23 protein-coding genes are annotated in these 24,222 nt (G+C 70.8%); 7 read left to right on the forward strand and 16 right to left on the reverse strand.

The features are described 5' to 3' along the window. The first annotated feature begins 9 nt into the window (after positions 1-9). A complete protein-coding gene (locus AB0F62_RS12355) occupies positions 10-897 on the forward strand; it encodes a winged helix-turn-helix transcriptional regulator (RefSeq protein WP_361796032.1) in 888 nt (295 codons plus the stop codon). Here the strand turns inward: AB0F62_RS12355 and AB0F62_RS12360 are convergent. The 11 genes from AB0F62_RS12360 to AB0F62_RS12410 form a co-directional block, all read right to left on the reverse strand. Next, on the reverse strand, positions 875-2,086 hold the full coding sequence (locus AB0F62_RS12360; protein ID WP_361796035.1) for an MFS transporter: 1,212 nt from the start codon (positions 2,084-2,086) through the stop codon (positions 875-877). The genes AB0F62_RS12355 and AB0F62_RS12360 overlap by 23 nt on opposite strands. 105 nt (positions 2,087-2,191) lie before the next feature. Next, on the reverse strand, positions 2,192-2,746 hold the full coding sequence (locus tag AB0F62_RS12365; protein ID WP_361796038.1) for a TetR family transcriptional regulator: 555 nt from the start codon (positions 2,744-2,746) through the stop codon (positions 2,192-2,194). After that, positions 2,746-3,066 (reverse strand): multidrug efflux SMR transporter, encoded by a 321-nt coding sequence (locus AB0F62_RS12370; protein ID WP_361796041.1) that lies wholly within the window; start codon positions 3,064-3,066, stop codon positions 2,746-2,748. Before AB0F62_RS12370 ends, AB0F62_RS12365 begins: the two co-directional genes overlap by 1 nt. Positions 3,067-3,245: 179 nt before the next feature. Then, positions 3,246-3,587 (reverse strand): metal-sulfur cluster assembly factor, encoded by a 342-nt coding sequence (locus AB0F62_RS12375; protein WP_361796044.1) that lies wholly within the window; start codon positions 3,585-3,587, stop codon positions 3,246-3,248. After that, positions 3,584-4,048: a Fe-S cluster assembly sulfur transfer protein SufU gene (sufU, locus tag AB0F62_RS12380; RefSeq protein ID WP_361796047.1), complete on the reverse strand. Its 465-nt coding sequence runs from the start codon at positions 4,046-4,048 to the stop codon at positions 3,584-3,586. Before sufU ends, AB0F62_RS12375 begins: the two co-directional genes overlap by 4 nt. Before the next feature lie 22 nt (positions 4,049-4,070). Continuing rightward, positions 4,071-5,330 (reverse strand): cysteine desulfurase, encoded by a 1,260-nt coding sequence (locus tag AB0F62_RS12385; RefSeq protein ID WP_361796050.1) that lies wholly within the window; start codon positions 5,328-5,330, stop codon positions 4,071-4,073. Beyond that, complete coding sequence (sufC, locus tag AB0F62_RS12390; RefSeq protein WP_361796053.1) at positions 5,327-6,091, reverse strand: Fe-S cluster assembly ATPase SufC; 765 nt, start codon at positions 6,089-6,091, stop codon at positions 5,327-5,329. The genes AB0F62_RS12385 and sufC overlap by 4 nt, the downstream gene beginning before the upstream one ends. 7 nt (positions 6,092-6,098) lie before the next feature. Continuing rightward, positions 6,099-6,428, reverse strand: coding sequence for a non-heme iron oxygenase ferredoxin subunit (locus AB0F62_RS12395; protein WP_018560671.1), 330 nt, complete (start codon positions 6,426-6,428; stop codon positions 6,099-6,101). After that, positions 6,425-7,600 (reverse strand): Fe-S cluster assembly protein SufD, encoded by a 1,176-nt coding sequence (gene sufD / locus AB0F62_RS12400; protein WP_361796056.1) that lies wholly within the window; start codon positions 7,598-7,600, stop codon positions 6,425-6,427. The genes AB0F62_RS12395 and sufD overlap by 4 nt, the downstream gene beginning before the upstream one ends. 195 nt (positions 7,601-7,795) lie before the next feature. Next, entirely contained in the window at positions 7,796-9,217 is a 1,422-nt protein-coding gene (gene sufB, locus AB0F62_RS12405; RefSeq protein ID WP_361796059.1) for a Fe-S cluster assembly protein SufB, read from the reverse strand. After that, positions 9,214-9,963, reverse strand: a complete 750-nt coding sequence (locus tag AB0F62_RS12410) for a metalloregulator ArsR/SmtB family transcription factor (protein WP_361796062.1) — start codon at positions 9,961-9,963, stop codon at positions 9,214-9,216. The genes sufB and AB0F62_RS12410 overlap by 4 nt, the downstream gene beginning before the upstream one ends. A 251-nt stretch (positions 9,964-10,214) precedes the next feature. Here AB0F62_RS12410 and AB0F62_RS12415 point away from each other — a divergent pair, with 251 nt between their 5' ends. Together AB0F62_RS12415 and AB0F62_RS12420 are read left to right on the forward strand one after the other, a co-directional pair. Continuing rightward, the gene (locus tag AB0F62_RS12415; RefSeq protein WP_361796065.1) at positions 10,215-11,141 is read left to right on the forward strand and encodes an ABC transporter ATP-binding protein; all 927 of its coding nucleotides are present in this window, start codon (positions 10,215-10,217) and stop codon (positions 11,139-11,141) included. 50 nt (positions 11,142-11,191) lie between these two features. Continuing rightward, positions 11,192-11,908, forward strand: a complete 717-nt coding sequence (locus tag AB0F62_RS12420; protein ID WP_361796116.1) for an ABC transporter permease — start codon at positions 11,192-11,194, stop codon at positions 11,906-11,908. Here AB0F62_RS12420 and AB0F62_RS12425 read toward each other — a convergent pair. Beyond that, positions 11,895-13,175, reverse strand: coding sequence for a glycosyl hydrolase family 28-related protein (locus AB0F62_RS12425; RefSeq protein WP_361796068.1), 1,281 nt, complete (start codon positions 13,173-13,175; stop codon positions 11,895-11,897). The genes AB0F62_RS12420 and AB0F62_RS12425 overlap by 14 nt on opposite strands. Positions 13,176-13,236: 61 nt before the next feature. On the opposite strand from AB0F62_RS12425, the gene AB0F62_RS12430 reads away from it, so the two are divergent. Next, positions 13,237-14,253, forward strand: coding sequence for a COX15/CtaA family protein (locus AB0F62_RS12430; RefSeq protein ID WP_361796071.1), 1,017 nt, complete (start codon positions 13,237-13,239; stop codon positions 14,251-14,253). An 838-nt stretch (positions 14,254-15,091) separates the two neighbouring features. On the opposite strand, the gene AB0F62_RS12435 is transcribed toward AB0F62_RS12430, so the two are convergent. The 4 genes from AB0F62_RS12435 to AB0F62_RS12450 form a co-directional block, all read right to left on the reverse strand. Next, positions 15,092-16,210: an amidohydrolase family protein gene (locus AB0F62_RS12435; RefSeq protein ID WP_361796074.1), complete on the reverse strand. Its 1,119-nt coding sequence runs from the start codon at positions 16,208-16,210 to the stop codon at positions 15,092-15,094. Continuing rightward, positions 16,198-17,550 carry a glutamine synthetase family protein gene (locus AB0F62_RS12440; RefSeq protein ID WP_361796077.1) on the reverse strand — a complete coding sequence of 451 codons (1,353 nt, stop codon included), beginning with the start codon at positions 17,548-17,550 and terminating at the stop codon, positions 16,198-16,200. The genes AB0F62_RS12435 and AB0F62_RS12440 overlap by 13 nt, the downstream gene beginning before the upstream one ends. 64 nt (positions 17,551-17,614) lie before the next feature. Continuing rightward, the gene (locus AB0F62_RS12445; RefSeq protein WP_361796080.1) at positions 17,615-17,977 is read right to left on the reverse strand and encodes a hypothetical protein; all 363 of its coding nucleotides are present in this window, start codon (positions 17,975-17,977) and stop codon (positions 17,615-17,617) included. A gap of 24 nt (positions 17,978-18,001) precedes the next feature. Then, the gene (locus AB0F62_RS12450) at positions 18,002-18,946 is read right to left on the reverse strand and encodes a heme o synthase (protein WP_361796083.1); all 945 of its coding nucleotides are present in this window, start codon (positions 18,944-18,946) and stop codon (positions 18,002-18,004) included. 347 nt (positions 18,947-19,293) lie between these two features. Between AB0F62_RS12450 and tkt the strand changes: the two genes are divergently transcribed. Genes tkt through zwf form a run of 3 tightly spaced genes read left to right on the forward strand, consistent with a single transcriptional unit; the run spans position 19,294 to position 24,060 of the window. Beyond that, complete coding sequence (tkt, locus tag AB0F62_RS12455; protein WP_361796086.1) at positions 19,294-21,372, forward strand: transketolase; 2,079 nt, start codon at positions 19,294-19,296, stop codon at positions 21,370-21,372. 40 nt (positions 21,373-21,412) lie between these two features. Beyond that, positions 21,413-22,531, forward strand: a complete 1,119-nt coding sequence (gene tal, locus AB0F62_RS12460) for a transaldolase (protein ID WP_361796089.1) — start codon at positions 21,413-21,415, stop codon at positions 22,529-22,531. Between the two features lie 5 nt (positions 22,532-22,536). After that, positions 22,537-24,060, forward strand: a complete 1,524-nt coding sequence (gene zwf / locus AB0F62_RS12465; RefSeq protein WP_361796092.1) for a glucose-6-phosphate dehydrogenase — start codon at positions 22,537-22,539, stop codon at positions 24,058-24,060. Positions 24,061-24,222 lie beyond the last annotated feature (162 nt).

Consider the following 24,222-nt stretch of genomic DNA (forward strand, 5'->3'; position numbering starts at 1 on the left):
GATAGCGGCATGGCCCGCCGTACACAGCTAGGTGACGCGAACTGCTCCATCGCCCAGGCCCTCGACGTGGTCGGCGACTGGTGGACGCTGCTGATCGTGCGGGACACGGCCCGCGGCGTGCACCGCTTCGACGACCTGCACCGTGAACTCGGCATGTCCCGCAAGGTGCTGGCCGAACGGCTGCGCCTGCTGGTCGACGCGGACGTGCTGACCCGGGAGCCCTACCAGGAGCGGCCGGTCCGGTACGCGTACCGGCTGACGCCGCGCGGCCGGGCGCTGCTGCCGGTGCTGATCGCCCTCCAGGACTGGGGAGACCAGTGGGTGCTGGGCGACGGCTCGACGACCGGCACCACGGCGGAGGGGTCGCGGGAGGCGGAGCGGGTGCACGCGCTGACGGGCACGCGCGTGCCCGAACTGCTGCTCCCCGCGGGCCCCGGCGGCGAGTTCCGCGACCCGGTGTCCGCGGAGCGGCCCTTCACGGTGCTCTACTGCTTCCCCGGCGCCTACGCGCTGCCCGCGTCCTACCCGCCGGGCTGGGGCGACATCCCGGGAGCGGCGGGATGCACGCTGGAGTCGTGCACCTTCCGGGACCGGCTGGCGGAGTTCACCGCGGCGGACGCGGCCGTGCACGGGGTGAGCGCCCAGCGCCCGGACGAGCAGGCGGAGTTCGCCGCGCGGGAGCGGTTGTCCTTCCCGCTGCTGTCGGACGCGGAGCTGACCCTGACGGCGGCGCTGCGCCTGCCGACCTTCCGTGCCGGGGGAGCGGTGCGGCTGAAGCGCCTGACGCTGGTGGTCGGCGCGGACCGGGTGATCCGGCGGGTGTTCTACCCGGTCACCGACATCACGGCGAGCGTGGCGGCGGCGCTGGACGCCGTCAGGACTGCGTCGCGGCCCTGACCGCGTCGGGCTCGGCGGCCGCGTCCCGCACACCCGGCAGCCGCCGGGCGCCGAGCACCGCCGCGCCGGCCACGACGCCGAGGACGGCGCACAGCGGCCACAGCGCGCCCGGCGCGGTCTCGTAGAGGACGCCGCCCAGCGGCGCGGCGAGCACCACGCCGCTGATGGAGGCGCCGGCGTACATGCTCTGGAAGCGGCCCTGCAGGTGGTCGGGGGCGTTGTCCGCGACGTAGGCGGTGGACGGCGACTTGTAGAGGATGTCGCCCACGGTCAGCAGGATCATCATCCCGACGGCGGCGGCGATGTACCAGCCGTCCGCCGACAGCACGGCGAAGCCGAGCCCGACCAGGATCATGCCGAGGCCGATGATCGGCAGCGGGGCGCGCCGGCGCAGGGCCACGGTGACCGGGAGTTCGAGGAGGATGACCAGGGCGCCGTTGATGGCGATGAGGGCGCCGTAGACGCCGGTGCCGATGCCGTGGTCCTTCAGGTACACGGGCAGGGTGGAGTACTGCTGGCGGTAGATGGTGTCGGCGATCAGGATCGCGACGAGCAGCACCAGCACGGCGGGCCGGGCGCGCAGCGCGGTCCACAGGCCGGGGGCGTCGGGCGAAGGGCCGCTCTTGGGCCGGTGGTTGCCGTTGGCGGGCAGGATGAAATGCGCGTAGACCCCGAAGAAGAGCATGCCGACGCCGTCTGCGACGAACAGCCAGTCGTACGAGACGGTGGTGGCGATCAGCGCGCCGAGCGGCGGGCCGACGGTGACACCGAGGTTGGCCATGAAGCGCAGCAGGGCGAAGCCCTGGCGGCGCGAGCCCTCCGGCACGGAGAAGGCGATGAGCGCGGAGTTGGACGCGCGGGTGACGCCGGTGGCGTACTGGGCGACCGGGAAGACCACCGCGAGGGCAGCGGTCGGCGTGAGCGGGAGGGCCGCCAGCCCGAGGCCCGACACGACCATGCCGGTGATGAGGGTGCGGCGGTGCCCGAACCGGTCGCCGAACCAGCCGCCGGTGAAGTTGCCGGCGACCATGCCGATCCCGCCCACACCCGCGATGAGTCCCGCCTGCGAGGTGCTGAGCCCACGGGGTCCGGTCAGGTAGACGAAGAGGTAGACGAAGGTGAAGCTCACCGCCGCCACGAAGAACATGCCGGTGGCGAGGAGCCACACCACCTTCGGTATGTCCTTCATCGCCTGTTTCATACTGGCCTCCGATCGACGCTCTACAAGAATCGATCACGTGAAGGCGTGAATGCGGCGCGTGAGGATGCCGGATCAGGTCGCGGCCGGTATAGGTCAGCAGTCTGGGCCGGGTTTGCCGATGATCCGCGCGAAGACCTCGCGGGCCTCCCCCCGGTCGACGTCCCGGCCGGTCAGCAGGGCCTGCAGGCACATCCCGTCGGTGAGGGCGGCCAGGGCCCGGGCGGTGACCGGGTCGGTCCAGCGGGCGAGGAGGGCGGCCATGTGGTCCACCCACTCCGCGGCGACCGGACGTACGGCCTCGTGGCGAAGGGCGGCGAGATAGAGCTCGTACTCCAACTGCGCACGGGGACGGTCCCGGGAGACCGTCTCCTCGACGAACCGGGCCAGTTCCGCGGCGAGGTCGCCGCCGGGCGAACCGAGCAGGGCGCGCTCCTCGACCTCCCGGAAGAAGGTCTCGTTGCACTGCCGCAGCGCGGCCACCAGGAGGTCGTCGAGGGTGGCGAAGTGGTACGTGGTCGAGCCGAGCGGGACGTCCGCCGCGGCGGCCACCGCCCGGTGGCCGAGCCCCGCGATCCCCCGCTCGCCGACCACGCGGATCGCGGCGTCGATGATGCGCTGCCGCCGTTCGGGGTCGTACCGGCGGGCCATCAGTGGGTGCCGCCGAGGTTGAGGACGACCACCCCGGCGATGACGAGGAGGATCCCGGTCAGCTTGGCGGCGGTGGCCGCCTCGCCGAGGAAGACCATGCCGATGGCGGCGATGGCGGCGGTGCCGACCCCGGCCCAGATCGCGTACGCGGTGCCCACGGACATCGACTTGAGCGTCTGCGCGAGCAGCGCGAAGGCGATCAGATAGCCGACCGCCGTGCCGAGCGAGGGCCACAGCCTCGTGAAGCCCTCGCTGTACTTCATGGACGTCGTCCCCAGCACCTCGGCGAGTATCGCCCCGCCCAGCAATGCGTATGCCATGCGTACAAGCGTACACATCGATGTGTACGTCCGTACACATAGCTGCCGGCGGCATGGCCGCTCGTGTGCGGAGGACCCGCGGACCGCGGACCCGGGTGGGCGCGCGAACGGAAACGACCGCGGGACGCGGCTCCCGGTCGGAGCGGCGTCCCGCGGTCGTGATCGTGGCGGCGCGAGGATCAGACGTTGAAGCCGAGCGCGCGGAGCTGCTCGCGGCCCTCGTCGGTGATCTTGTCGGGGCCCCACGGCGGCATCCAGACCCAGTTGATCTTCAGGTCGTTGACGATGCCGTCGGTGGCCGACTTGGCCTGGTCCTCGATGACGTCGGTCAGCGGGCAGGCCGCCGACGTGAGCGTCATGTCGAGGGTGACGACGTTGGTGTCGTCGATGTGGATGCCGTAGATCAGGCCGAGGTTGACGACGTCGATGCCCAGTTCGGGGTCGACGACGTCGTAGAGGGCCTCGCGGATCTCCTCCTCGCTCGCCGGCTTCGTCGTCGTCACTTCTGCGTTCTCGCTCATGCGGACTCCCTGACCGCGCCATCGCCCAGCGCCTGGGCGGTGGCGTCCTTCCACGCCATCCAGCTCAGCAGCGCGCACTTGACGCGCGCCGGGTACTTGGAGACGCCGGCGAACGCGACCGCGTCCTCCAGCACGTCCTCCATCGCGTCGTCGGGCTCCAGCTTGCCCTTGGACTGCATCAGCTCCAGGAAGACCTCCTGGACCTTCACGGCCTCGTCGACCTGGCGGCCGACGAGCAGTTCGTTGAGCACGGAGGCGCTGGCCTGGCTGATGGAACAGCCCTGACCCTCGTAGCTGATGTCCTCGATGGACGTGCCGTCGAGCTTCACGCGCAACGTGATCTCGTCACCGCACGTCGGGTTGACGTGGTGCACCTCGACATCGCCGTCGCGCAGGCCCCGGCCGTGCGGGTTCTTGTAGTGGTCCAGGATGACTTCCTGGTACATCGAATCCAGCTTCACAGGCTTCGCCGTCCGTCCGTCCTCAGCCGAAGAAGTTCCGTACGTGCTCCAGGCCCTCGACCAAGGCGTCGACCTCGGCCGGGGTGGAGTACAGATAGAACGACGCTCGCGTGGTCGCGGGAATTCCGTACCGCAGGCAGACCGGCCGGGCGCAGTGGTGCCCGACGCGCACGGCGATGCCCTGCTCGTCGAGGACCTGGCCCACGTCGTGCGGGTGGATGTCGCCGAGGGTGAAGGAGATCGCGGAGCCGCGGCCCTCGGGGGTGTCCGGTCCGATGATCTTCAGCCCGGGCACCTCCTTCAGCCGGCGCAGCGCGTACTCGGTGATCGCGTGCTCATGCGCGGCGATCTTGTCCATGCCGATGGCGCTGAGGTAGTCCACGGCCGCGCCGAGGCCGACAGCCTGGGCGATCGGGGGCGTACCCGCCTCGAACTTGTGCGGCGCGGGAGCGTAGGTCGACTCGTGCATCGAGACGGTCTCGATCATCTCGCCGCCGCCCAGGAACGGCGGGAGGTCCTCCAGCAGCTCCTGGCGGCCCCACAGCACGCCGATGCCGGTCGGGCCGAGCATCTTGTGGCCGGTGAAGGCCACGAAGTCGGCCTGCAGCGCCTGCACGTCCAGCACCATGTGCGGCGCGGCCTGCGAGGCGTCGATCAGCACCAGGGCGCCGACCTCCTGGGCGCGGCGCACGAGCGCCTCGACCGGGTTGACCGTGCCCAGGATGTTGGAGACGAGCGTGAAGGAGACGATCTTCGTCTTCTCGGTGATGACCTGCTCTATGTTGCTCAGGTCGAGCCGGCCGTCGTCGGTGAGGCCGAACCACTTCAGCTTCGCGCCGGTGCGCTGCGAGAGCAGCTGCCACGGGACGATGTTGGAGTGGTGCTCCATCTCCGTGATGACGATCTCGGTGTCGCTGTCCACGCGGTAGGGCTCGTCGGCCCAGCCCAGCATGTTGGCGACCAGGTTCAGCGACTCCGAGGCGTTCTTGGTGAATATCACCTCGTCACGGCTCGGCGCGTTGATGAAGGCCGCGATCTTGTCGCGGGCGCCCTCGTACAGCGCCGTGGCCTCCTCCGCGAGAGTGTGCACACCGCGGTGGACGTTGGCGTTGTAGCGCTCGTAGTACTCGCTGAGCGCGTCGATGACCTGGCGCGGCTTCTGCGAGGTCGCCGCGTTGTCCAGGTAGACGAGCCTCTTCCCGTCGTGGACCAGTCGGTCCAGCACCGGGAAGTCCTTGCGGATCGCCTCGGTGTCCAGCAGGCCCGGCAGCTGCGGTGTCACGCGGACGCGCCTCCCTTCACATATGCCTCGTAGCCCTCGGCCTCCAGCTTGTCCGCCAGCTCCGGGCCGCCGGACTCGGCGATCCGGCCCGCGGCGAAGACGTGGACGTGGTCGGGCTTGATGTAGCGCAGGATCCGCGTGTAGTGGGTGATCAGCAGGGTGCCGACCTCACCGGTCTCGCGCACCCGGTTGACGCCCTCGGAGACGATGCGCAGCGCGTCGACGTCGAGGCCGGAGTCGGTCTCGTCGAGGATCGCGATCTTCGGCTTGAGCAGCTCGAGCTGGAGGATCTCGTGGCGCTTCTTCTCACCGCCGGAGAAGCCCTCGTTGACGTTGCGCTCGGCGAAGGAGGTGTCCATGTGCAGGCGCTCCATGGCCTCCTTGACCTCCTTCACCCAGGTGCGCAGCTTGGGGGCCTCGCCGCGGATGGCGGTGGCGGAGGTCCGCAGGAAGTTGGAGACCGAGACGCCGGGGACCTCGACCGGGTACTGCATGGCCAGGAAGACACCCGCGCGCGCCCGCTCGTCGACGGACATGGCCAGCACGTCCTCGCCGTCCAGGGTCACGGTGCCACCGGTGACGGTGTACTTCGGGTGCCCGGCGAGAGAGTAGGCGAGGGTCGACTTGCCGGAGCCGTTGGGGCCCATGATGGCGTGGGTCTCGCCCTGCTTCACGGTCAGGTCGACACCGCGGAGGATCTCCCGCGGACCGTTCTCGGCCTCGACGGAGACGTGCAGGTCGTGGATCTCAAGCGTTGCCATGGGTGTCTCAGGACTCCTGGGTGACGGAGACGAGCACATCGTCCCCTTGGATCTGAACGGGGTATACGGGGACGGGCCGCGTCGCGGGCAGCCCGGACGGCTTGCCGGTCCGCAGGTCGAAGGAGGAGCCGTGCAGCCAGCACTCGATCTGGCAGTCCTCCACCTCGCCCTCGGACAGCGAGACGTTCGCGTGCGAGCAGATGTCGTTGATCGCGAACACCTCGCCCTCGGTGAGCACGACCGACACCGGCACGCCGCCGAGCTCGACACGCTTGGGCGTGTCCTCCTCGAGCTCGCTCAGCGCGCAGGCGCGGACGAAGCCTTCAGCGGTGGTCATACGACGGACGCCTCCAGCTCCGCGTCGATCTTCTCCAGCAGGCGTTCCTGCAGGTCGACGACACCGATCTGCTGGATCAGCTCGGCGAAGAAGCCGCGCACGACCAGCCGGCGGGCCTCGTCGGCCGGGATGCCGCGGGCCATCAGGTAGAACAGCTGCTCGTCCTCGAAACGGCCGGTCGCCGAGGCGTGGCCGGCGCCGACGATCTCGCCGGTCTCGATCTCCAGGTTCGGCACCGAGTCGACCCGGGCGCCGTCGGTGAGCACCAGGTTGCGGTTGAGCTCGTAGGTGTCGGTGCCCTCGGCCTCGGCGCGGATCAGCACGTCGCCGATCCAGACCGCGTGCGCGTCCCGGCCCTGCAGCGCGCCCTTGTACGCCACGTTCGACCGGCAGTGCGGGGTGTCGTGGTCGATGAAGAGGCGGTGCTCCTGGTGCTGGCCCTCGTCGGTGAAGTACAGGCCGTAGAGCTCGGCCTCGCCGCCCGGGGCGCCGTAGACGACCCGCGGGTGCAGGCGCACCACGTCGCCGCCGAAGGTGACCACGACGGACTTGAAGGTCGCGTCGCGGCCCACCAGCGCGGTGTGCTGGGCGGCGTGCACCGCGGTGTCGTCCCAGTCCTGGATGGAGACGACGGTGAGCTTGGCGCCGTCGCCGATCAGGAACTCGACGTTGGCCGCGAGCGTGGCGTCGCCGGTGTGGTCGATGACCACGACCGCCTCGGCGAAGGCGCCGACCTCGACGACCTGGTGGCCGAAGGCCACCCCGCCCTGGCCGTGCACGGCGATCCGCACCGGCTCGGTGAGCACCGCGTCCTTGGGGACGGAGATGACGGACGCCTTCTCGAAGGAGCTGTACGCCTGGGCGGCGACCCGGTCCACCGGCTTGCCCGCCTTGCCGACCCGGGCGTCGTCCCGGCCGACGGTCTCGACGGTGACGCCCTCGGGGGCGCTCACCTCGACCTTGACGCCGCCACCGGTCGCGACGGCGGTGCCGTCGTGCAGACCGCGCAGCCGCTCCAGCGGGGTGAAGCGCCACTCCTCCTCGCGGCCGTGCGGCACGGGGAAGTCGGCCACGTCGTAGGACGCGGGCGCGCTGACCCGGGCGTCCCGGGGCTGGCCGACCTGGATGGCGCCTTCGGTGGTGGCACCGGCGGCCGGGATGGTTTCAGCCATGGCTGTCTTACTGCCTCTTTCTGTGTTCGCTCGCCTCCGGGCGCTTGAACCCGGCGCCGACGCTCCTCGACACTGCGCTCCCTCGTTCCTCGGTCGCTTGGTCTCGTCGCTTTCGGCACCGGCGCGCCCTTTGGCTCGCTCACGAGCTTGACGGGGTTGCCGGGGGTGACCCCGGCGGAGGGTGCGGGACCGGCGTCAGCCGACCGCGCCCTCCATCTGCAGCTCGATCAGCCGGTTGAGCTCCAGCGCGTACTCCATGGGCAGCTCGCGCGCGATCGGCTCGACGAAACCGCGGACGATGGTGGCCATCGCCTCGGTCTCCTCCAGACCGCGGCTCATCAGGTAGAAGAGCTGGTCCTCGCTGACCTTGGAGACGGTCGCCTCGTGGCCCATGGACACGTCGTCCTCGCGGACGTCCACGTACGGGTAGGTGTCCGAGCGCGAGATCGTGTCCACCAGCAGCGCGTCGCACAGCACGTTGGACTTGGAGCCGGCGGCACCCTCGCCGATCTCGATCAGGCCGCGGTAGGAGGTGCGGCCACCGCCGCGCGCCACCGACTTGGAGACGATCGAGGAGGAGGTGTTCGGCGCCATGTGCACCATCTTGGCGCCGGCGTCCTGGTGCTGGCCCTCGCCGGCGAAGGCGATCGACAGGGTCTCGCCCTTGGCGTGCTCGCCCATCAGGTAGACGGCCGGGTACTTCATGGTCACCTTGGAGCCGATGTTGCCGTCGACCCACTCCATGGTCGCGCCCTCGTACGCCACGGCGCGCTTGGTGACCAGGTTGTACACGTTGTTCGACCAGTTCTGGATCGTCGTGTAGCGGCAGCGGCCGCCCTTCTTCACGATGATCTCGACCACGGCGCTGTGCAGGGAGTCCGACTTGTAGATCGGCGCGGTGCAGCCCTCGACGTAGTGGACGTAGGCGTCCTCGTCGACGATGATCAGCGTCCGCTCGAACTGGCCCATGTTCTCGGTGTTGATCCGGAAGTAGGCCTGCAGCGGGATCTCGACGTGCACGCCCTTCGGCACGTAGATGAAGGAGCCGCCGGACCACACAGCGGTGTTCAGGGAGGCGAACTTGTTGTCACCCGCCGGGATGACCGTGCCGAAGTACTCCTGGAACAGCTCCGGGTGCTCCTTCAGCGCCGTGTCGGTGTCCAGGAAGATGACGCCCTGCTCCTCCAGGTCCTCGCGGATCTGGTGGTAGACGACCTCCGACTCGTACTGCGCGGCGACGCCCGCGACGAGCCGCTGCTTCTCCGCCTCGGGGATGCCCAGCTTGTCGTAGGTGTTCTTGATGTCCTCGGGCAGGTCCTCCCAGGACTCCGCCTGCTTCTCCGTGGACCGCACGAAGTACTTGATGTTGTCGAAGTCGATGCCGGACAGGTCCGAGCCCCAGGTGGGCATGGGCTTCTTCCCGAAGAGCTTCAGGCCCTTGAGACGCATCTTCAGCATCCACTCGGGCTCGTTCTTCTTCGCGGAGATGTCGCGGACGACGTCCTCGTTGAGGCCACGACGGGCGGCGGCACCGGCTACGTCCGAGTCGGCCCAGCCGTACTCGTAGTTGCCCAGACCCTCGAGTTCAGGGTGAGCCGTCTCCAGGGGGGCAGTCATGCGGGGTTCCTCCCGGCGTTGCTTGCGGTGTTGGTTGGAGCGGTGGTTCCGGCCGGCGACGCGGTCTTCGGCACGAAGGTGGTGCAGACACCGTCTCCGTGCGCGATGGTCGCCAGCCGTTGTACATGGGTGCCGAGCAGGCGCGAGAAGACCTCGGCCTCCGCCTCGCACAGTTGCGGGAACTGCTCGGCGATGTGGGCGACCGGGCAGTGATGCTGGCAGAGCTGCTCCCCGGCGGAAGCGGGCGCGCCGCGCGTGGTGGCAGCGTACCCGTCCTGGCTGAGGGCCTTGGCGAGCGCCTGCGTGCGCTCCTCGGGGTCGGCCGCCTCGACGACCGCCCGGTAGCGCTCGGCCTGCGCGGCGACCCGGGCGCGGGCGAAGGCGGACACCGCGGCGTCGCCCTCCTCCCCGCCTCCGGCGGACTCCGCGATCCAGCGCAGGGCGTCGGCGGCGAGCTGGTCGTACGCCTGGTCGAAGGCGTCGCGGCCGCAGTCGGTCAGCGCGAACACCTTGGCGGGGCGGCCGCGGCCGCGGTTCCCGTAGACCCGCTTCTCACGCGGCTCGACCATGCCCTCGGCGACGAGCGCGTCCAGGTGCCGCCGTACGGCGGCCTGGGTCAGCCCGAGCCGTTCCGCCAGGTCGGCGGCGGTCGACGGCCCGTGGACCAGGACGGACCTGGCGACCCGGTTGCGGGTGCTCCGCTCCCCGGTCGTCTGCTCCTCCTGAGCCTCGGACGCGTTTTTCACAAGACCAGTGTTGCGTAATTCATCTCGGAGAGGCAAGCGGCGTCCGCCCGGGTGAATGTCTGCTGCGTCACTTAGGGAAACCTAACCTGACCTGCGAAAACGATCACTCGGCGCGGCACCGGACGCACCTCGGCGCGTACCGCCCCCACCAGGCACTCCGCCCTCCGGCGCCCCCGGCGGCCGCGCTTGCCCGCGTCCCCGGCACGGCCCTCCCGGCGGAGCGCCCCGCGCGGGTTCGTAGACTTCGCGTCATGCGAATGGACCCCGCGGTCGAGGTGACGGGACTGGTCAAGCGATACGGCGCCAAGACCGCGGTGGACGGGCTCGACCTGTCCGTCGCGCGGGGCACCGTCACCGCCGTGCTCGGTCCGAACGGAGCCGGGAAGACGACCACCGTCGAGACCTGCGAGGGATACCGCCGTCCGGACGACGGCAGGGTGCGGGTACTGGGCCTCGACCCCGTCCGGGAGTCCGCCGCGCTGCGGCCCCGGATCGGCGTGATGCTCCAGTCCGGCGGCGTGTACGCGGGCGCCCGCGCGGAGGAGATGCTGCGGCACACCGCGAAGCTGCACGCGAACCCCGTCGATCCGGCCCTGCTGATCGAGCGCCTCGGCCTGGAGTCCTGCGGCCGTACCCCGTACCGCCGGCTCTCCGGCGGCCAGCAGCAGCGCCTGGCGCTGGCGATGGCGGTCGTGGGCCGCCCGGAACTGGTGTTCCTGGACGAGCCCACCGCCGGCCTCGACCCGCAGGCCCGCCGCGGCACCTGGGAGCTGGTCCGCGAACTGCGCGCCGACGGCGTCACCATCGTCCTGACCACGCATTTCATGGACGAGGCCGAGCAGCTCGCGGACGACGTCGCGATCATCGACAAGGGCCGTGTGATAGCGCACGGCACCCCCGAGGAGCTGTGCCGCGGCGGCGCCGAGAACACGCTGCGCTTCTCCGGCCGCCCGGGCCTGGACCTGGCCTCCCTGCTCAAGGCGCTGCCCGCCGACTCCGCCGCCGTGGAGCTCACCCCGGGCAGCTACCGCATCGAGGGCAAGGTCGATCCGCAGATGCTGGCCACCGTCACCTCCTGGTGCGCCCAGCACGGCGTGATGCCGGACCGTCTGGCGGTCGAGCGGCGCACCCTGGAGGACGTCTTTCTCGAGCTCACCGGCAAGGAGCTGCGTTCGTGACCGCCACCGGCACCTTCACCCCGGCCCCCGGGGCCGCCCCGCTGCCCCGGATGATCGGCGCGCAGACGGCGCTGGAGACCCGGATGCTGCTGCGCAACGGCGAGCAGCTGCTGCTGACCGTCGTCATCCCGACGCTGCTGCTGGTCCTGTTCTCGGCCGTGGACATCGTCGACACCGGCCCCGGGAAGGCCGTCGACTTCCTCGCCCCGGGCGTCCTCGCCCTGGCCGTGATGTCCACCGCCTTCACCGGACAGGCCATCGCGACCGGCTTCGAGCGCCGCTACGGCGTCCTGAAGCGGCTCGGCGCCTCCCCGCTGCCGCGCTGGGCGCTGATGACCGCCAAGACCGGTTCCGTGCTGGTCACCGAGATCCTGCAGATCGCCCTGCTGACGGTGATCGCCCTCGCGCTGGGCTGGTCCCCGCACGGCAACCCGCTCTCGGTGCTCCTGCTGCTCGTGCTCGGCACCGCGGCCTTCTCCGGGCTCGGCCTGCTGATGGCCGGCACGCTGCGCGCCGAGGCCACCCTGGCCGCCGCGAACCTGGTCTTCCTGCTGCTGCTCGTCGGCGGCGGGGTGATCGTGCCGCTGGACAGGTTCCCGGACGCGGTGCGCTCCGTGCTGGAGCTGCTGCCGATCTCGGCGCTCTCCGACGGGCTGCGCGACGTCCTCCGGCACGGCACGGGCGTGCCGTGGGGCGACCTCGTCGTCCTCGCGGTGTGGGCGGTGCTGGGACTGGGGGCGGCGGCCCGCTGGTTCAGGTGGGAATGACGCAGTCCACGAAGCGGGCGAATCCGCTGTCCTGACCCTCGTCGAGGGCGAGGAAGCCGCTCTCGGGGGCGTGGCTGGCCAGCAGGCACATGTCGTAGCGCACGGTCGTCGGCAGCTGTGAGGTGCCGTCGGTGCGGTAGCGGTGGGCGCCGGTGAGCTGGCAGGAGTCGTAGCGCACCAGCGGACCGCGCGGCCCCAGCGTGTAGCGGTGGGCGCGCAACCCGGGGGCGAAGGACTTGAAGGCGTTGGCGGTGTCGTCGCAGTCGTTGAAATGGACGGTGCCGCCGCCCCACTCGCAGTCGATGACGACGGTGTCGGGGCCCCGCAGCTCGAAGCGGATGTCCTCGGCGTGGAAGCGCTGCACCGAGCTGAAGTGCTGCTTGCGCGGGAAGCGGAAGAAGGCGCTCTCGTAGCCGTAGTCCGGATGGGGGGACGGGCGGCGCCCGGTGACGATGTAGCTCCCGGCGCGGCAGGTGACGGAGCCGCCGTAGGGGAACTCCAGGAAGTTGCCCCACTCATAGGTGACGTTCATGTCGGTGAACCAGTAGTTGAGGAACTGGTCCTGCTGCTCCGGGTTCTCCGAGCGCTTGGACAGGCCCGAGTACAGGAACGCCCTGCGGTAGGCGCCGCCCACCCGGCAGGCCTCCCAGCGCATCTCGGAGTTGGTGTTGGTGCCGTCGAGCGCTATGCCGTACTCCCATTCCCCCATCCACTCGCAGTCGGTGAAGCGGTAGTTCGCCGCGCCGCCGGTGGAGTAGGAGGAGAAGAAGGACGCGCCCGGGGTGCCGGAGGTGAAGCGCAGGCCCTCGAAGGCGATGTTCTGCCACATGTCGTCGTTGCGGCACAGAAAGGCGCCGTCGGGCTTCTCCGGCGCGAAGACGATCTCGCTGATGCGCAGCCCGGCGCCCCGGAAGCGCAGGCCGTTGGCGGCGTTGCGCGGATCGTCCCCGTCGAGGAGCGCTCCGGGCTCGGTGATCAGGTACTTGCCCGGCGGGACGTCGATGACCGTGCGGCCGGTGTGGTCGTCCAGGCGGGACTCGGCGTAGCGGTAGGCGTCGGCGAAGGCCCGGCTGTCGTCGGTGGTGCCGTCGCCCTTCGCCCCGAAGTCCGCGACGACGTCCACCACGCCCGGGTGCGTCGCGCTCCTCGGCTGCCGGACGGCCTCGGCGGCCGGCGTGTCGGCCGCCGTGTAGGCAGCCGCGCCGATCCCCGTGAGCGCCGCGGCGGCACCTCCGTACAGCAGTTTCCGCCGGTCGACGTCGGTCATGTCCCCCATCCCCTCCCCTGGGCGTCCCCCTCGTGAAGGATTGCACAAGGGGACGCCTACGATGGTGGCCGTGCCGAATCTCAGCCAAGCAGGCCAAGCCGCGCGAAACCCCCTGGCCTTCATCGCCCAGCGCTGGACCCCGTCCCCGGAGACGGTCCGGCGGGCCGCGCTGGCCGCGCTCGTGATGAGCGTCGTCATCGTGGTGACCGGCGGCGCCGTCCGGCTGACCGGTTCCGGGCTCGGCTGCCCGACCTGGCCCAAGTGCACCGACGACAGCCTCACCGCGACCAGCGAGATGGGGCTGCACGGGGCGATCGAGTTCGCCAACCGCATGCTGACGTACGTGCTGTGCGCGGCCGTGGGCTGGGCGATCATCGCCGCGCGGGCCGCGAAGCCGTGGCGGCGCGGGCTGACCCGGCTCGGCTGGGCCCAGTTCTGGGTCGTCATGGGCAACGCCGTGCTCGGTGGCATCACCGTCCTGACCGGCCTCAACCCCTACACCGTCGCCGCGCACTTCCTGCTCTCCAGCGCGCTGATCGCGGTCGCGCTGCTGATGTGGCAGCGGGCCGGCGAGGGCGACGCGGAACCGCGCCCGCTGGTCGGCAAGCCGGTCAGGCAGCTGGGGTGGGTCCTGGTCGGCGCCTCCGCGGCGCTGATCGCGGTCGGCACGCTCGTGACGGGCGCGGGGCCGCACGCGGGCGACAGCAGCGACGTACCGCGCGTGCCGGTCAAGTGGGAGACCATCTCGCAGCTCCACGCCGACCTGGCGTGGGTGGTCTGCGGGCTCACCGTCGCGCTGTGGTTCGTGCTGCGCGCCGTCGACGCTCCCTCCGCACCGCGGGCCCGGGTGCGGGATCTGCTGATCGTGCTGCTGGCGCAGGGCGTCATCGGTTACGTCCAGTACTTCACGAAGCTGCCCGAGGTCCTGGTGGCCCTGCACATGCTCGGCTCCACGCTCGTGTGGATCGCGGTGCTGCGGGTCCTGCTGTCGATGCGGGAGCGGCCGGAGACGGAGCCCGGCGCGGCGCCGCTTCCGGTGTCCGCCTCGTCGGCCCCGGAGCCGGCACCGGCCGCTTAGGGCATACCCCGTCACCGCGGAGTCCGGGGCGGGGCGCGTGGGGGCGGCTGTCCCGCCGTCTCGCTCCCTTCGGTCGCAAAGCGGCGGGCTGCGGATGGGAGGGTGGGGGCGGCCCTCTTCGGCAGTGTGCGGGTGGATCGATGGCCGGGGTTCAGGCGCCGGAGCGGAGTCCGCTGTTCATGGCCGCGGGTCTCGTCGCCGTCCGCGGGTATAGATGGCCGCTTCCACGCCCACCCATGGTGGGTGGCGCGCCCGCCGTAACCGGCGTCTGCGGGTCAATCGGGGTGCTGTTCTCCGGATGATGAAATCGGGCTCTGTTTCCCCGATACGTACGGCGAAAGCGGGCCCGATCTTCCCCCGCTCAAAGATCGGGCTCTGTTCCGCCGAACATATCGGCGAAAGCGAGCCCGATGTCCTCCGGGCCAAGGATCGGGCTCTGTTTCGCCGACATATTCGGCGTAAGCGAGCCCGATGTCCCGCCCACCCTCATCAGAACCCCGATTGACCCGCAGACGCCGGTTACGGCGGGCGCGCCCACCACCGGGAGTAGGCGTGGAAGGGGCCATCTATACCCGCGGACGGCGACGAGACCCCGGCCACCGGAAAGGCACCCCGCTCCGGCGCCTGAACCCCAGCCGACCACCGGCCCGCACACTGCCGAAGAGAGGCGCCCCCACCCTCCCGTCCGCAGCCCGCATCTTTGCGCCCGAAGGGCGCGAGACGAACCCGCACCCGCCCACCGGCGCCAACCCCGAAACCAGCACCAGCGCTATCACCAGCAGCGGCAGCGGCACCAGCCCAGACACCGACACGCCGCCAACGCCCCGACCACCGCCGCTCACGGCAGGCGATACAGCCGCCGAGCGTTGTCCGCGGCCACCATGCCCGCGACACGCCGTGCGTCGGCCGCCGCCCACGCGCCGTCGGCGACCCAGCCGCCGAGCACCTCGCGCACCGCGCCGCGGAATGCCTCGGCGCCGGTGACGTACAGCTCGGGCAGCCCGTAGGCGTCCGTCGAGAACAGCAGCTTCCCGAACGGCGCCAGTTCCAGGAACTCCGCGAACACCGCGCCCGCCCGTGCCCCCACATGGGTGAGGGCGAGGCCCACATCGGCGTACACGTGCGGGAAGACGTTCGCCAGATACGCCGCCTGACGGTGGTACGGATAGCAGTGCAGCAGCACCAGATCCGCGCCCGTCCCCGCGGTCGCCCGGGCGAAGTCCGTCAGCAGGGCCGGGTCGGCGTGGTGGAGCCGCAGGTCCGGATCGCCGAAGCCGGTGTGGAGTTGCAGGGGCAGCCCCGTCGCGACGGCCGTCCACAGCAGGTGCCGCAGCAGCACAGGGTCGGTGAGCCGGGTGCCGCCGTCGCGGCGTGCGGCGAGCCAGGTTCCGGCGGCGCGCCGTACCTCGCCGGGTGGCGGGGGCTCCGGGGCGAGGCCGAGGCCGTGGCGGTAGGCGGTGATCGACTTGAAGCCGGCCGCGGTGTCCGAGGCGGCGTGCACGGCCTCGGCGACCGCCTCGACCAGGGCCTCGGCCGAGTCGCAGGTCTCGGCGACGTCCTCGGCGAGCCGCTCCAGCCGTACGATCTCCCGCTCCGCTCCCCCGCCCGCCGCGGCCAGCTCGGCGGGCGTCGTCAGGTCGCCGGGCAGCCCGGTGTCGACGACGTACGTGCCGATGCCGCTGCCCCGCAGTAGCAGCCGCGCCGTCTCGTACGCGCCGAGTTCGCGGCGCCGGGCGAGGTAGCGCGCCAGCGGGCAGTGCGGCTCGAGGCCGAGCAGCGGCGGGCACCAGCGGCGGACGGCGAAGCCGGTCTGGGTGTCGAAATAGGTGGTTCCGGAGGCCGCGGGCGCGTCGGACTCGGTGAGATACGCCTCGAAGGAGGCGATGCCGAGGTCGCCGCGGACGATGCCGTGGCAGTGGTGGTCGACGAGCGGCGGCAGCTCGATCACCACCGCCATCGGGTGGCCTCCGCGAGCTCGGCGGGACCGTACTCGGCCAGCGCCTCGGACTCGGCGCGCCGCACCGCGACCACCGCCCCGAACAGCGCTTCCCCCAGCGCCTCCTTCAGCGTCTCGCTCCGCACGAGGTGGGAGACGGCCTCGCTGAGCGAGGTCGGCAGCCGCTTCTGGTCGCCGCGCTCCACCGGATCCCCGGTGACCGGCGGGGGCAGCACGGGGCCGCCCTCGCGCAGCCCGCCCAGTCCCGCCGCGATGACGCAGCCGACCAGCAGATAAGGGTTGGCGGCGGCGTCGAAGGGCTTGAGCTCGGCGTGGCCGCCGTCGGGATCGTCGGCTTCGCCCGGCACCAGGCGCAGCGCGGCCTCGCGGTTCTCCACGCCCCAGCAGCGGTGGACGCCGGCCCAGTGGGAGGGGACGAGCCGCAGATAGCTGGCCGGGGAGGGGGCGCCGATGGCGCACAGGGCGGGCAGGGCGTCCAGGACGGCGGCGAGGAAGGCGTTCGCGGCGGGGGCGAGGCCGTACCGGGCGCCGAGGTCGCGGTGCAGGTTGCGCCCGTGCTCGCGCAGGCTCAGGTGCAGATGGCAGCCGTTGCCGACCTGCCCGGCGACGACCGTCGGCGCGAAGGAGGCACGCAGTCCGTGGGTGGCGCTGACCGCCCGTACGGTCTCGCGGACGAGGACCACCTCGTCGGCGGCGCGGACCGGGTCGGCGGGTGCGGTGGAGACCTCGAACTGGCCGGGCGCGTACTCCGGGTGCACCTGAAGGACCTCGATCCGCTGCGCGGCGAGCGCGTCGTGGAGGTCGAGCAGATAGTCGGAGAGTTCGGTCACACGCGTCAGGCCGTAAGCCGGGCCGCGGGAGGCCCAGTCGCCGCTGCCGTCGTCCTTGACCACGACCCATTCGGTCTCGAAGCCCATCCGCAGCTCCAGGCCGCGGTCTGCGGCCAGCCGCGTCATGCGCCGGGCGAACTGCCGCTGGCAGGCGGGGTGCGGACGGCCCTCCTGGTCGTGGCGGTCGGCCGGGGCCCAGGCCCAGCCGGGCCGGGCGGCCAGCGCGGTGAGCCGGTCCAGGTCGGGAAAGAGCCGCAGGTCGCCGTCGGGGCCGGCGATGAGCGGGGAGGAGGTGATGGAGTCGTCGGAGGTGAAGACGTCGAAGACCGGCGACATGCCGACACCGCGGTGCGCCGCGTGCGGCAGCCGGCCGGTCGGCACGGTCTTCACCCTGCTGATGCCCGCGTTGTCGACCCAGCTGACGGCGACGGCGCGCACGCCCGCCGCGGACAGCCGCGCCGCTTCCCGGCGAGCCGCCAGCCGCCGTTCGTCGCGTTCCTCGGCCTCCACCGACGCCTCCTCGCACCGACCGCCAACCGGACCGTTCCCATGGTCCTAACGGATCGGCCCGGCGTCAGGTGTTGGCGGGTCCGCCGATCTGGATCCCGGCCATCCGCGACCACTCGTAGCGGCCGGTGCGCACCTTCGCCGCGAAGTCGCCGTCGAAGGACTCGTGCACGGTGATGCCGGAGCGCTCGACGGCGCTGCGGGCGATGTCGTACGTGGGGGCCACGAGGTCGCCCCACTCGCCGTTCTCGCCGACGAGGACGATGCGGGTGCCGGCCTCGCCGATGTACGCGAGCTGGCCCTCGGCGCCGCCGCCGTGGCTCTGGGCGAACGCGGTGATCTGCTTCGCCAGCCGGGCGGCGCGCCGCTCGGCGCGGGCCGCGCCCCGGCGGTCCGCGGCCTGGGTGACTTCTTCCTGGGTCTCTGCCATGGAAGAAATGCTACCCGCCGGTAATCAACGCAGGAAGGGGTCCACGGCGACGGCGACGAACAGCAGCGTCGCGTAGGTGATGGACCAGTGGAACAGCCGCATCTCCTTGAGCTTGGCGCCCACCACACCGGCCTTCGCCCGCCCGTACAGGGCGTGCGCCTCGACCAGCCAGAAGGCGCCCAGCAGCACGGCCGCGGCGGCGTAGAACCAGCTCGCCGCGCCGAGCGGCCACCACAGGGTGAGCGAGACCAGCACCATCACCCAGCTGTAGATGACGATCTGCCGGCCCACGACGACGTTGCCCGCGACGACCGGGAGCATGGGCACGCCCACGCGCTCGTAGTCGTCCTTCACCTTCATCGACAGCGGCCAGTAGTGCGGCGGCGTCCAGAAGAAGAGGACGAGGAAGAGGACGAACGGCGCCCAGGCGAGCTCGTTCCGCACCGCCGACCACCCGATGAGCACCTGCATGCAGCCGGCGATGCCGCCCCAGACGATGTTCTGGGCGGTGCGGCGCTTGAGGCCGAGGGTGTAGACGAAGACGTAGTAGAGGATGGCCGCCAGGGACAGCGCCGCCGACAGCGGGTTGACGAGGACCCAGAACCACGCGGTGGAAACCACCGAAAGCGTGATGCCGAAGACCAGGCACTCCCACGGCGCCACGATGCCGGTGACCAGCGGGCGCTGCTCCGTACGGTGCATGAGCGCGTCAATGTCGCGGTCGATGTACATGTTGAGGGCGTTGGCGCCGCCCGCCGACATGTAGCCGCCGATCATCGTCGCCGCCACCAGCCACAGGTCGGGAACACCACCCGCCGCCAGGAACATCACCGGAACCGTCGTGATGAGCAGCAGCTCGATGATGCGCGGCTTGGTCAGCGCCACGAACGCCATCACGCGGGCACCCAACGGCCGGTGGCCGGTGCTCGACCCGATGGCTCCTGCGGGCCGGGATTCGACGGCCGTCACGAACACCCCTGAGGAAAAGTCCAGCAAGCGGCTCCGCTTGCGCGTACCACGCCACTTTAGACGTAGCGGATACTCCGCCCGCGCTCGGGGGTGCCACGTGTTGGCCTCCATAGCGCAAGAGAAGTGCAACCTGAAGGTGTTCTCTGTTCAACAGGCGAAGAAACGCTGGGCGGGGCAGGCTGGACACACTGCCGGTGCCGGCAAGGGGAATGCACCTGTCCGGGGATCGGTTGCCGAGGCGTCGAGCCCACACTCGAAAAGGTGCACGCCTGTGCGGGGGTAGGCTCGGCAACGCCCGGTGTGCACTTCGTCACCGGTTTAATACATGTGGAGAGGAGCCCTCTCAAGTGAGCACCGAGCCGACCGCCGCAGAGCTGGATTGGACCGAGCTGGACGGGCGCGCGGTCGACACCGCCCGGGTTCTGGCGATGGATGCCGTGCAGAAGGTCGGCAACGGCCATCCGGGTACGGCGATGAGCCTCGCCCCGGCGGCCTACCTGCTGTTCCAGAAGCTGATGCGGCACGACCCGTCGGACGCCTCGTGGACGGGCCGCGACCGCTTCGTCCTCTCTCCCGGCCACACCTCCCTGACGCTGTACACGCAGCTCTTCCTCTCGGGGTACGGCCTGGAGCTGGAAGACCTCGAGGCCTTCCGCACCTGGGGCTCGCGCACCCCCGGCCACCCCGAGCACGGTCACACCACGGGTGTGGAGACCACCACCGGGCCGCTGGGCCAGGGTGTCGCCAACGCGGTGGGCATGGCGATGGCCGCCCGCTACGAGCGCGGCCTGTTCGACCCCGACGCGGCGCCGGGCGAGTCCGTCTTCGACCACACCATCTGGGCGATCGTCTCCGACGGCGACCTGGAGGAGGGCATCTCCGCCGAGGCCTCCTCGCTCGCCGGTCACCAGAAGCTGGGCAACCTGATCGCCCTGTACGACGACAACCACATCTCGATCGAGGGCGACACCGCGACCGCCTTCTCCGAGGACGTGCTCAAGCGCTACGAGGCCTACGGCTGGCACGTGCAGCGCATCGAGCAGGACCCCTCGGGCGACTTCGACGTCAAGGCCCTGTACTCCGCCTTCGCCAAGGCCAAGGCCGTCACCGACCGCCCCTCGATCATCGCGGCCCGCACCATCATCGCCTGGCCCGCCCCGAACGCGCAGAACACCGAGGCCGCCCACGGCTCGGCGCTCGGCGAGGCCGAGGTCGCCGCCACCAAGAAGGTGCTGGGCTTCGACCCCGAGCAGACCTTCGAGGTCGCCCCCGAGGTACTGGCGCACGCCCGCAAGGTCGCCGACCGCGGCCGTGAGGCGCACGCGGAGTGGAGCAAGCGGTTCGAGGAGTGGCGCTCCGCCAACCCGGAGCGGGCCAGGACCTTCGACCGCATCCAGGCCGGCGAACTGCCCGCGGGCTGGGAAGAGGCCGTCCCCGAGTTCCCGGCGGGCAAGGACGTCGCGACCCGCAAGGCCTCCGGTGAGGTGCTGAAGGCCCTCGGCGCGGTGGTCCCCGAGCTGTGGGGCGGCTCCGCCGACCTGGCGGGCTCGAACCTCACCACCATCGACGCCTCGTCGTCCTTCCTCCCCGCGGACAACCCGCTTCCGGAGGCGAGCCCGTACGGCCGCACGGTGCACTTCGGCATCCGTGAGCACGCCATGGGCTCGACCATGAACGGCATCGCGCTGCACGGCAACACCCGCGTCTACGGCGGCACCTTCCTGGTGTTCTCCGACTACATGCGCCCCGCGGTCCGTCTGGCGGCGCTGATGAAGCTGCCCACCACCTACGTGTGGACGCACGACTCCATCGGCCTGGGCGAGGACGGCCCGACCCACCAGCCGATCGAGCACCTGGCCGCGCTGCGCGCCATCCCCGGCCTCAATGTCGTCCGTCCGGCCGACGCCAACGAGACCGCCCTCGCGTGGGCCGAGATCATGCGCCGGCACACGGCCAAGCCCGCCCCGCACGGCCTGGCCCTCACCCGGCAGAACGTGCCGACCTACCCGGCCAACGAGCACACCGTCAAGGGCGGCTACGTACTGCTGGACGCCGAGGGCGGCCAGCCGCAGGTGATCCTGATCGGCACCGGCTCCGAGGTGCAGCTGGCCGTCGAGGCCCGCGAGCGGCTCCAGGCCGAGGGCATCCCGACGCGCGTGGTCTCCATGCCGTCCGTCGAGTGGTTCGAGGAGCAGGACCAGGCCTACCGCGACAGCGTCCTGCCGCCGAACGTGCGGGCGCGCGTCGCCGTCGAGGCCGGCATCGCACTGACGTGGCACCGCTACGTCGGCGACGCGGGCCGGATCGTGTCCCTGGAGCACTTCGGGGCAAGCGCGGACTACAAGGTCCTGTACCGCGAGTTCGGTCTGACCGCCGAGGCCGTGGCCGCCGCCGCCCACGACTCGATCGCCGCCGCAGCCCGCTGACGCACAGACGCATACGACGTACCGAGGAGATGCAGAACCCATGACAGACGCACTCAAGCGCCTCTCCGACGAGGGCGTGGCGATCTGGCTCGACGACCTGTCCCGCAAGCGCATCACGTCCGGCAACCTGGCCGAGCTCATGGACCAGAGCCACGTGGTCGGCGTGACCACCAACCCCTCGATCTTCCAGAAGGCGATCTCCAGCGGGGACGGCTACGAGCAGCAGCTCGCCGACCTGGCCGCGCGGAAGCTGACGGTGGACGAGGCGCTCCGCATGATCACCACCGCGGACGTGCGCGACGCCGCCGACGTGATGCGCCCGGTGTACGACACGAGCGGCGGCCGGGACGGCCGGGTGTCCATCGAGGTGGACCCGCGTCTGGCGCACAACACGGTCGCCACGATCGCCGAGGCCAAGCAGCTGGCCTGGCTGGTGGACCGGCCCAACACCCTGATCAAGATCCCGGCGACCAAGGCGGGCCTGCCGGCCATCACCGAGGTGATCGGCCGGGGCATCAGCGTCAACGTCACGCTGATCTTCTCGCTCGAGCGCTACCGCGAGGTCATGGACGCCTACCTGGCGGGTCTGGAGAAGGCGCGGGCCGCGGGCCTGGACCTGTCCCTGATCCGTTCGGTGGCCTCCTTCTTCGTGTCGCGCGTGGACACCGAGATCGACAAGCGCCTGGAGAAGCTGGGCACCGACGAGGCCAGGGCCCTCAAGGGCAAGGCCGCGGTCGCCAACGCCCGGCTGGCCTACGAGGCCTACGAGGAGGTCTTCTCCACCGACCGCTGGAACGCTCTGGAGCACGAGGGCGCGCACAAGCAGCGCCCGCTCTGGGCCTCCACCGGTGTGAAGGACCCGGCCTACCCCGACACGCTGTACGTGACCGAGCTGGTCGCCCCGGGCATCGTCAACACCATGCCCGAGGCCACGCTGGACGCGGTGGCCGACCACGGTGAGGTCCACGGCGACACCATCCGCGGTACCTACGAGCAGTCCAAGGCGGAACTCGACGCGATCGCCGCGCTCGGCATCTCGTACGACGACGTCGTCCAGCTGCTGGAGGACGAGGGCGTCGAGAAGTTCGCGGCGTCCTGGAACGAGCTGCTGGCCTCGACCGAGACCGAGCTCAAGCGCCTGGCGCCGAAGGAGGCGTAATCACGTTGAGCAGCGCCAACCCGCTGCGTGACGCATCGGACCGACGGCTCCCGCGGATCGCGGGGCCGTCGGGCCTGGTGATCTTCGGGGTCACGGGCGATTTGTCACGTAAAAAGCTGATGCCCGCCGTGTACGACCTGGCCAACCGCGGGCTGCTGCCGCCGGGCTTCTCGCTCGTCGGCTTCGCCCGCCGCGACTGGGCGGACGAGGACTTCACGCAGGTCGTGCACGACTCCGTCAAGGAGCACGCGCGCACCCCCTTCCGCGAGGAGGTCTGGCAGCAGCTCTCGGAGGGGATGCGGTTCGTCCCCGGCGACTTCGACGACGACCAGGCCTTCGACAAGCTGCGCAGCACGGTGGAGGAGCTGGACAAGGCCCGCGGTACGGGCGGCAACTTCGCCTTCTACCTCTCGGTGCCGCCCAAGTTCTTCCCGACCGTGGTCCAGCAGCTGAAGAAGCACGGGCTGTCCGACCCTCCGAAGGGCTCCTGGCGACGCGCCGTCATCGAGAAGCCCTTCGGCCACGACCTGGCCAGCGCGCAGGAGCTCAACCAGGTCGTCCACCAGGTCTTCCGCTCGCAGGACGTCTTCCGGATCGACCACTACCTGGGCAAGGAGACGGTCCAGAACATCCTGGCGCTGCGCTTCGCCAACACGATGTTCGAGCCGCTGTGGAACCGCTCCTACGTCGACCACGTGCAGATCACGATGGCCGAGGACATCGGCATCGGCGGGCGCGCGGGCTACTACGACGGGATCGGCGCCGCGCGCGACGTCATCCAGAACCACCTGCTGCAGTTGCTGGCGCTGACCGCCATGGAGGAGCCCGCCTCCTTCGACGCCAAGTCGCTGGTGCAGGAGAAGCTGAAGGTGCTGCAGGCGGTCAAGCTGCCGGCGGACCTGGGCAGGCACACCGTGCGCGGCCAGTACGCGCACGGCTGGCAGGGCGGCGAGGAGGTGCTCGGCTACCTGGAGGAGGACGGCATCGACCCCAAGTCCAAGACCGACACCTTCGCCGCGATCAAGCTGGGTATCGACAACCGCCGCTGGGCGGGCGTCCCCTTCTACCTCCGGGCCGGCAAGCGACTGGGCCGCCGCGTCACCGAGATCGCGGTCGTCTTCCAGCGCGCTCCGCACTCCCCGTTCGACAACACGGCGACCGAGGAGCTGGGGCAGAACGCCCTGGTCATCCGCGTCCAGCCGGACGAGGGCGTGACGATCAGGTTCGGTTCCAAGGTGCCGGGCACCTCGATGGAGATCCGGGACGTGACGATGGACTTCGCCTACGGCGAGTCCTTCACCGAGTCCAGCCCGGAGGCCTACGAGCGACTGATCCTCGACGTGCTGCTCGGCGACGCCAACCTCTTCCCGCGGCATCAGGAAGTGGAGGAGTCCTGGCGCATCCTCGACCCGATCGAGGAGTACTGGGACCGGCACGGCAAGCCGGAGCAGTACACCGCGGGCACCTGGGGTCCGAAGGCGGCGGACGAGATGCTCGCACGAGACGGCAGGAGCTGGCGCCGGCCATGAACATCGATCTGACCGATACCACCTCAAGCAAGATCAACTCCGCGCTGATCAAGGCACGCAGGGCGATCGGCAGCCCGGCCGTCGGCATGGTGCTGACCCTGGTCATCGTCACCGACGAGGGCAACCACTACGACGCCCTCAAGGCCGCCTCCGACGCCTCGC

Source organism: Streptomyces sp. NPDC026673 (genome assembly GCF_040638135.1).
Lineage (GTDB): Bacteria > Actinomycetota > Actinomycetes > Streptomycetales > Streptomycetaceae > Actinacidiphila.

Excerpts from the sequence above, each read along its gene's own strand:
- AB0F62_RS12395 (WP_018560671.1), bottom strand. The coding sequence starts at position 6,428 with ATGACCACCGCTGAAGGCTTCGTCCGCGCCTGCGCGCTGAGCGAGCTC.
- AB0F62_RS12445 (WP_361796080.1), bottom strand. The coding sequence starts at position 17,977 with ATGGCAGAGACCCAGGAAGAAGTCACCCAGGCCGCGGACCGCCGGGGC.
- AB0F62_RS12365 (WP_361796038.1), bottom strand. The coding sequence starts at position 2,746 with ATGGCCCGCCGGTACGACCCCGAACGGCGGCAGCGCATCATCGACGCC.
- sufB (WP_361796059.1), bottom strand. The coding sequence starts at position 9,217 with ATGACTGCCCCCCTGGAGACGGCTCACCCTGAACTCGAGGGTCTGGGC.
- AB0F62_RS12435 (WP_361796074.1), bottom strand. The coding sequence starts at position 16,210 with ATGGCGGTGGTGATCGAGCTGCCGCCGCTCGTCGACCACCACTGCCAC.
- AB0F62_RS12420 (WP_361796116.1), top strand. The coding sequence starts at position 11,192 with ATGATCGGCGCGCAGACGGCGCTGGAGACCCGGATGCTGCTGCGCAAC.
- AB0F62_RS12355 (WP_361796032.1), top strand. The coding sequence starts at position 10 with ATGGCCCGCCGTACACAGCTAGGTGACGCGAACTGCTCCATCGCCCAG.
- AB0F62_RS12425 (WP_361796068.1), bottom strand. The coding sequence starts at position 13,175 with ATGACCGACGTCGACCGGCGGAAACTGCTGTACGGAGGTGCCGCCGCG.
- sufC (WP_361796053.1), bottom strand. The coding sequence starts at position 6,091 with ATGGCAACGCTTGAGATCCACGACCTGCACGTCTCCGTCGAGGCCGAG.
- sufD (WP_361796056.1), bottom strand. The coding sequence starts at position 7,600 with ATGGCTGAAACCATCCCGGCCGCCGGTGCCACCACCGAAGGCGCCATC.
- AB0F62_RS12415 (WP_361796065.1), top strand. The coding sequence starts at position 10,215 with ATGCGAATGGACCCCGCGGTCGAGGTGACGGGACTGGTCAAGCGATAC.
- tal (WP_361796089.1), top strand. The coding sequence starts at position 21,413 with ATGACAGACGCACTCAAGCGCCTCTCCGACGAGGGCGTGGCGATCTGG.
- AB0F62_RS12370 (WP_361796041.1), bottom strand. The coding sequence starts at position 3,066 with ATGGCATACGCATTGCTGGGCGGGGCGATACTCGCCGAGGTGCTGGGG.
- AB0F62_RS12375 (WP_361796044.1), bottom strand. The coding sequence starts at position 3,587 with ATGAGCGAGAACGCAGAAGTGACGACGACGAAGCCGGCGAGCGAGGAG.
- AB0F62_RS12430 (WP_361796071.1), top strand. The coding sequence starts at position 13,237 with ATGGTGGCCGTGCCGAATCTCAGCCAAGCAGGCCAAGCCGCGCGAAAC.
- AB0F62_RS12360 (WP_361796035.1), bottom strand. The coding sequence starts at position 2,086 with ATGAAGGACATACCGAAGGTGGTGTGGCTCCTCGCCACCGGCATGTTC.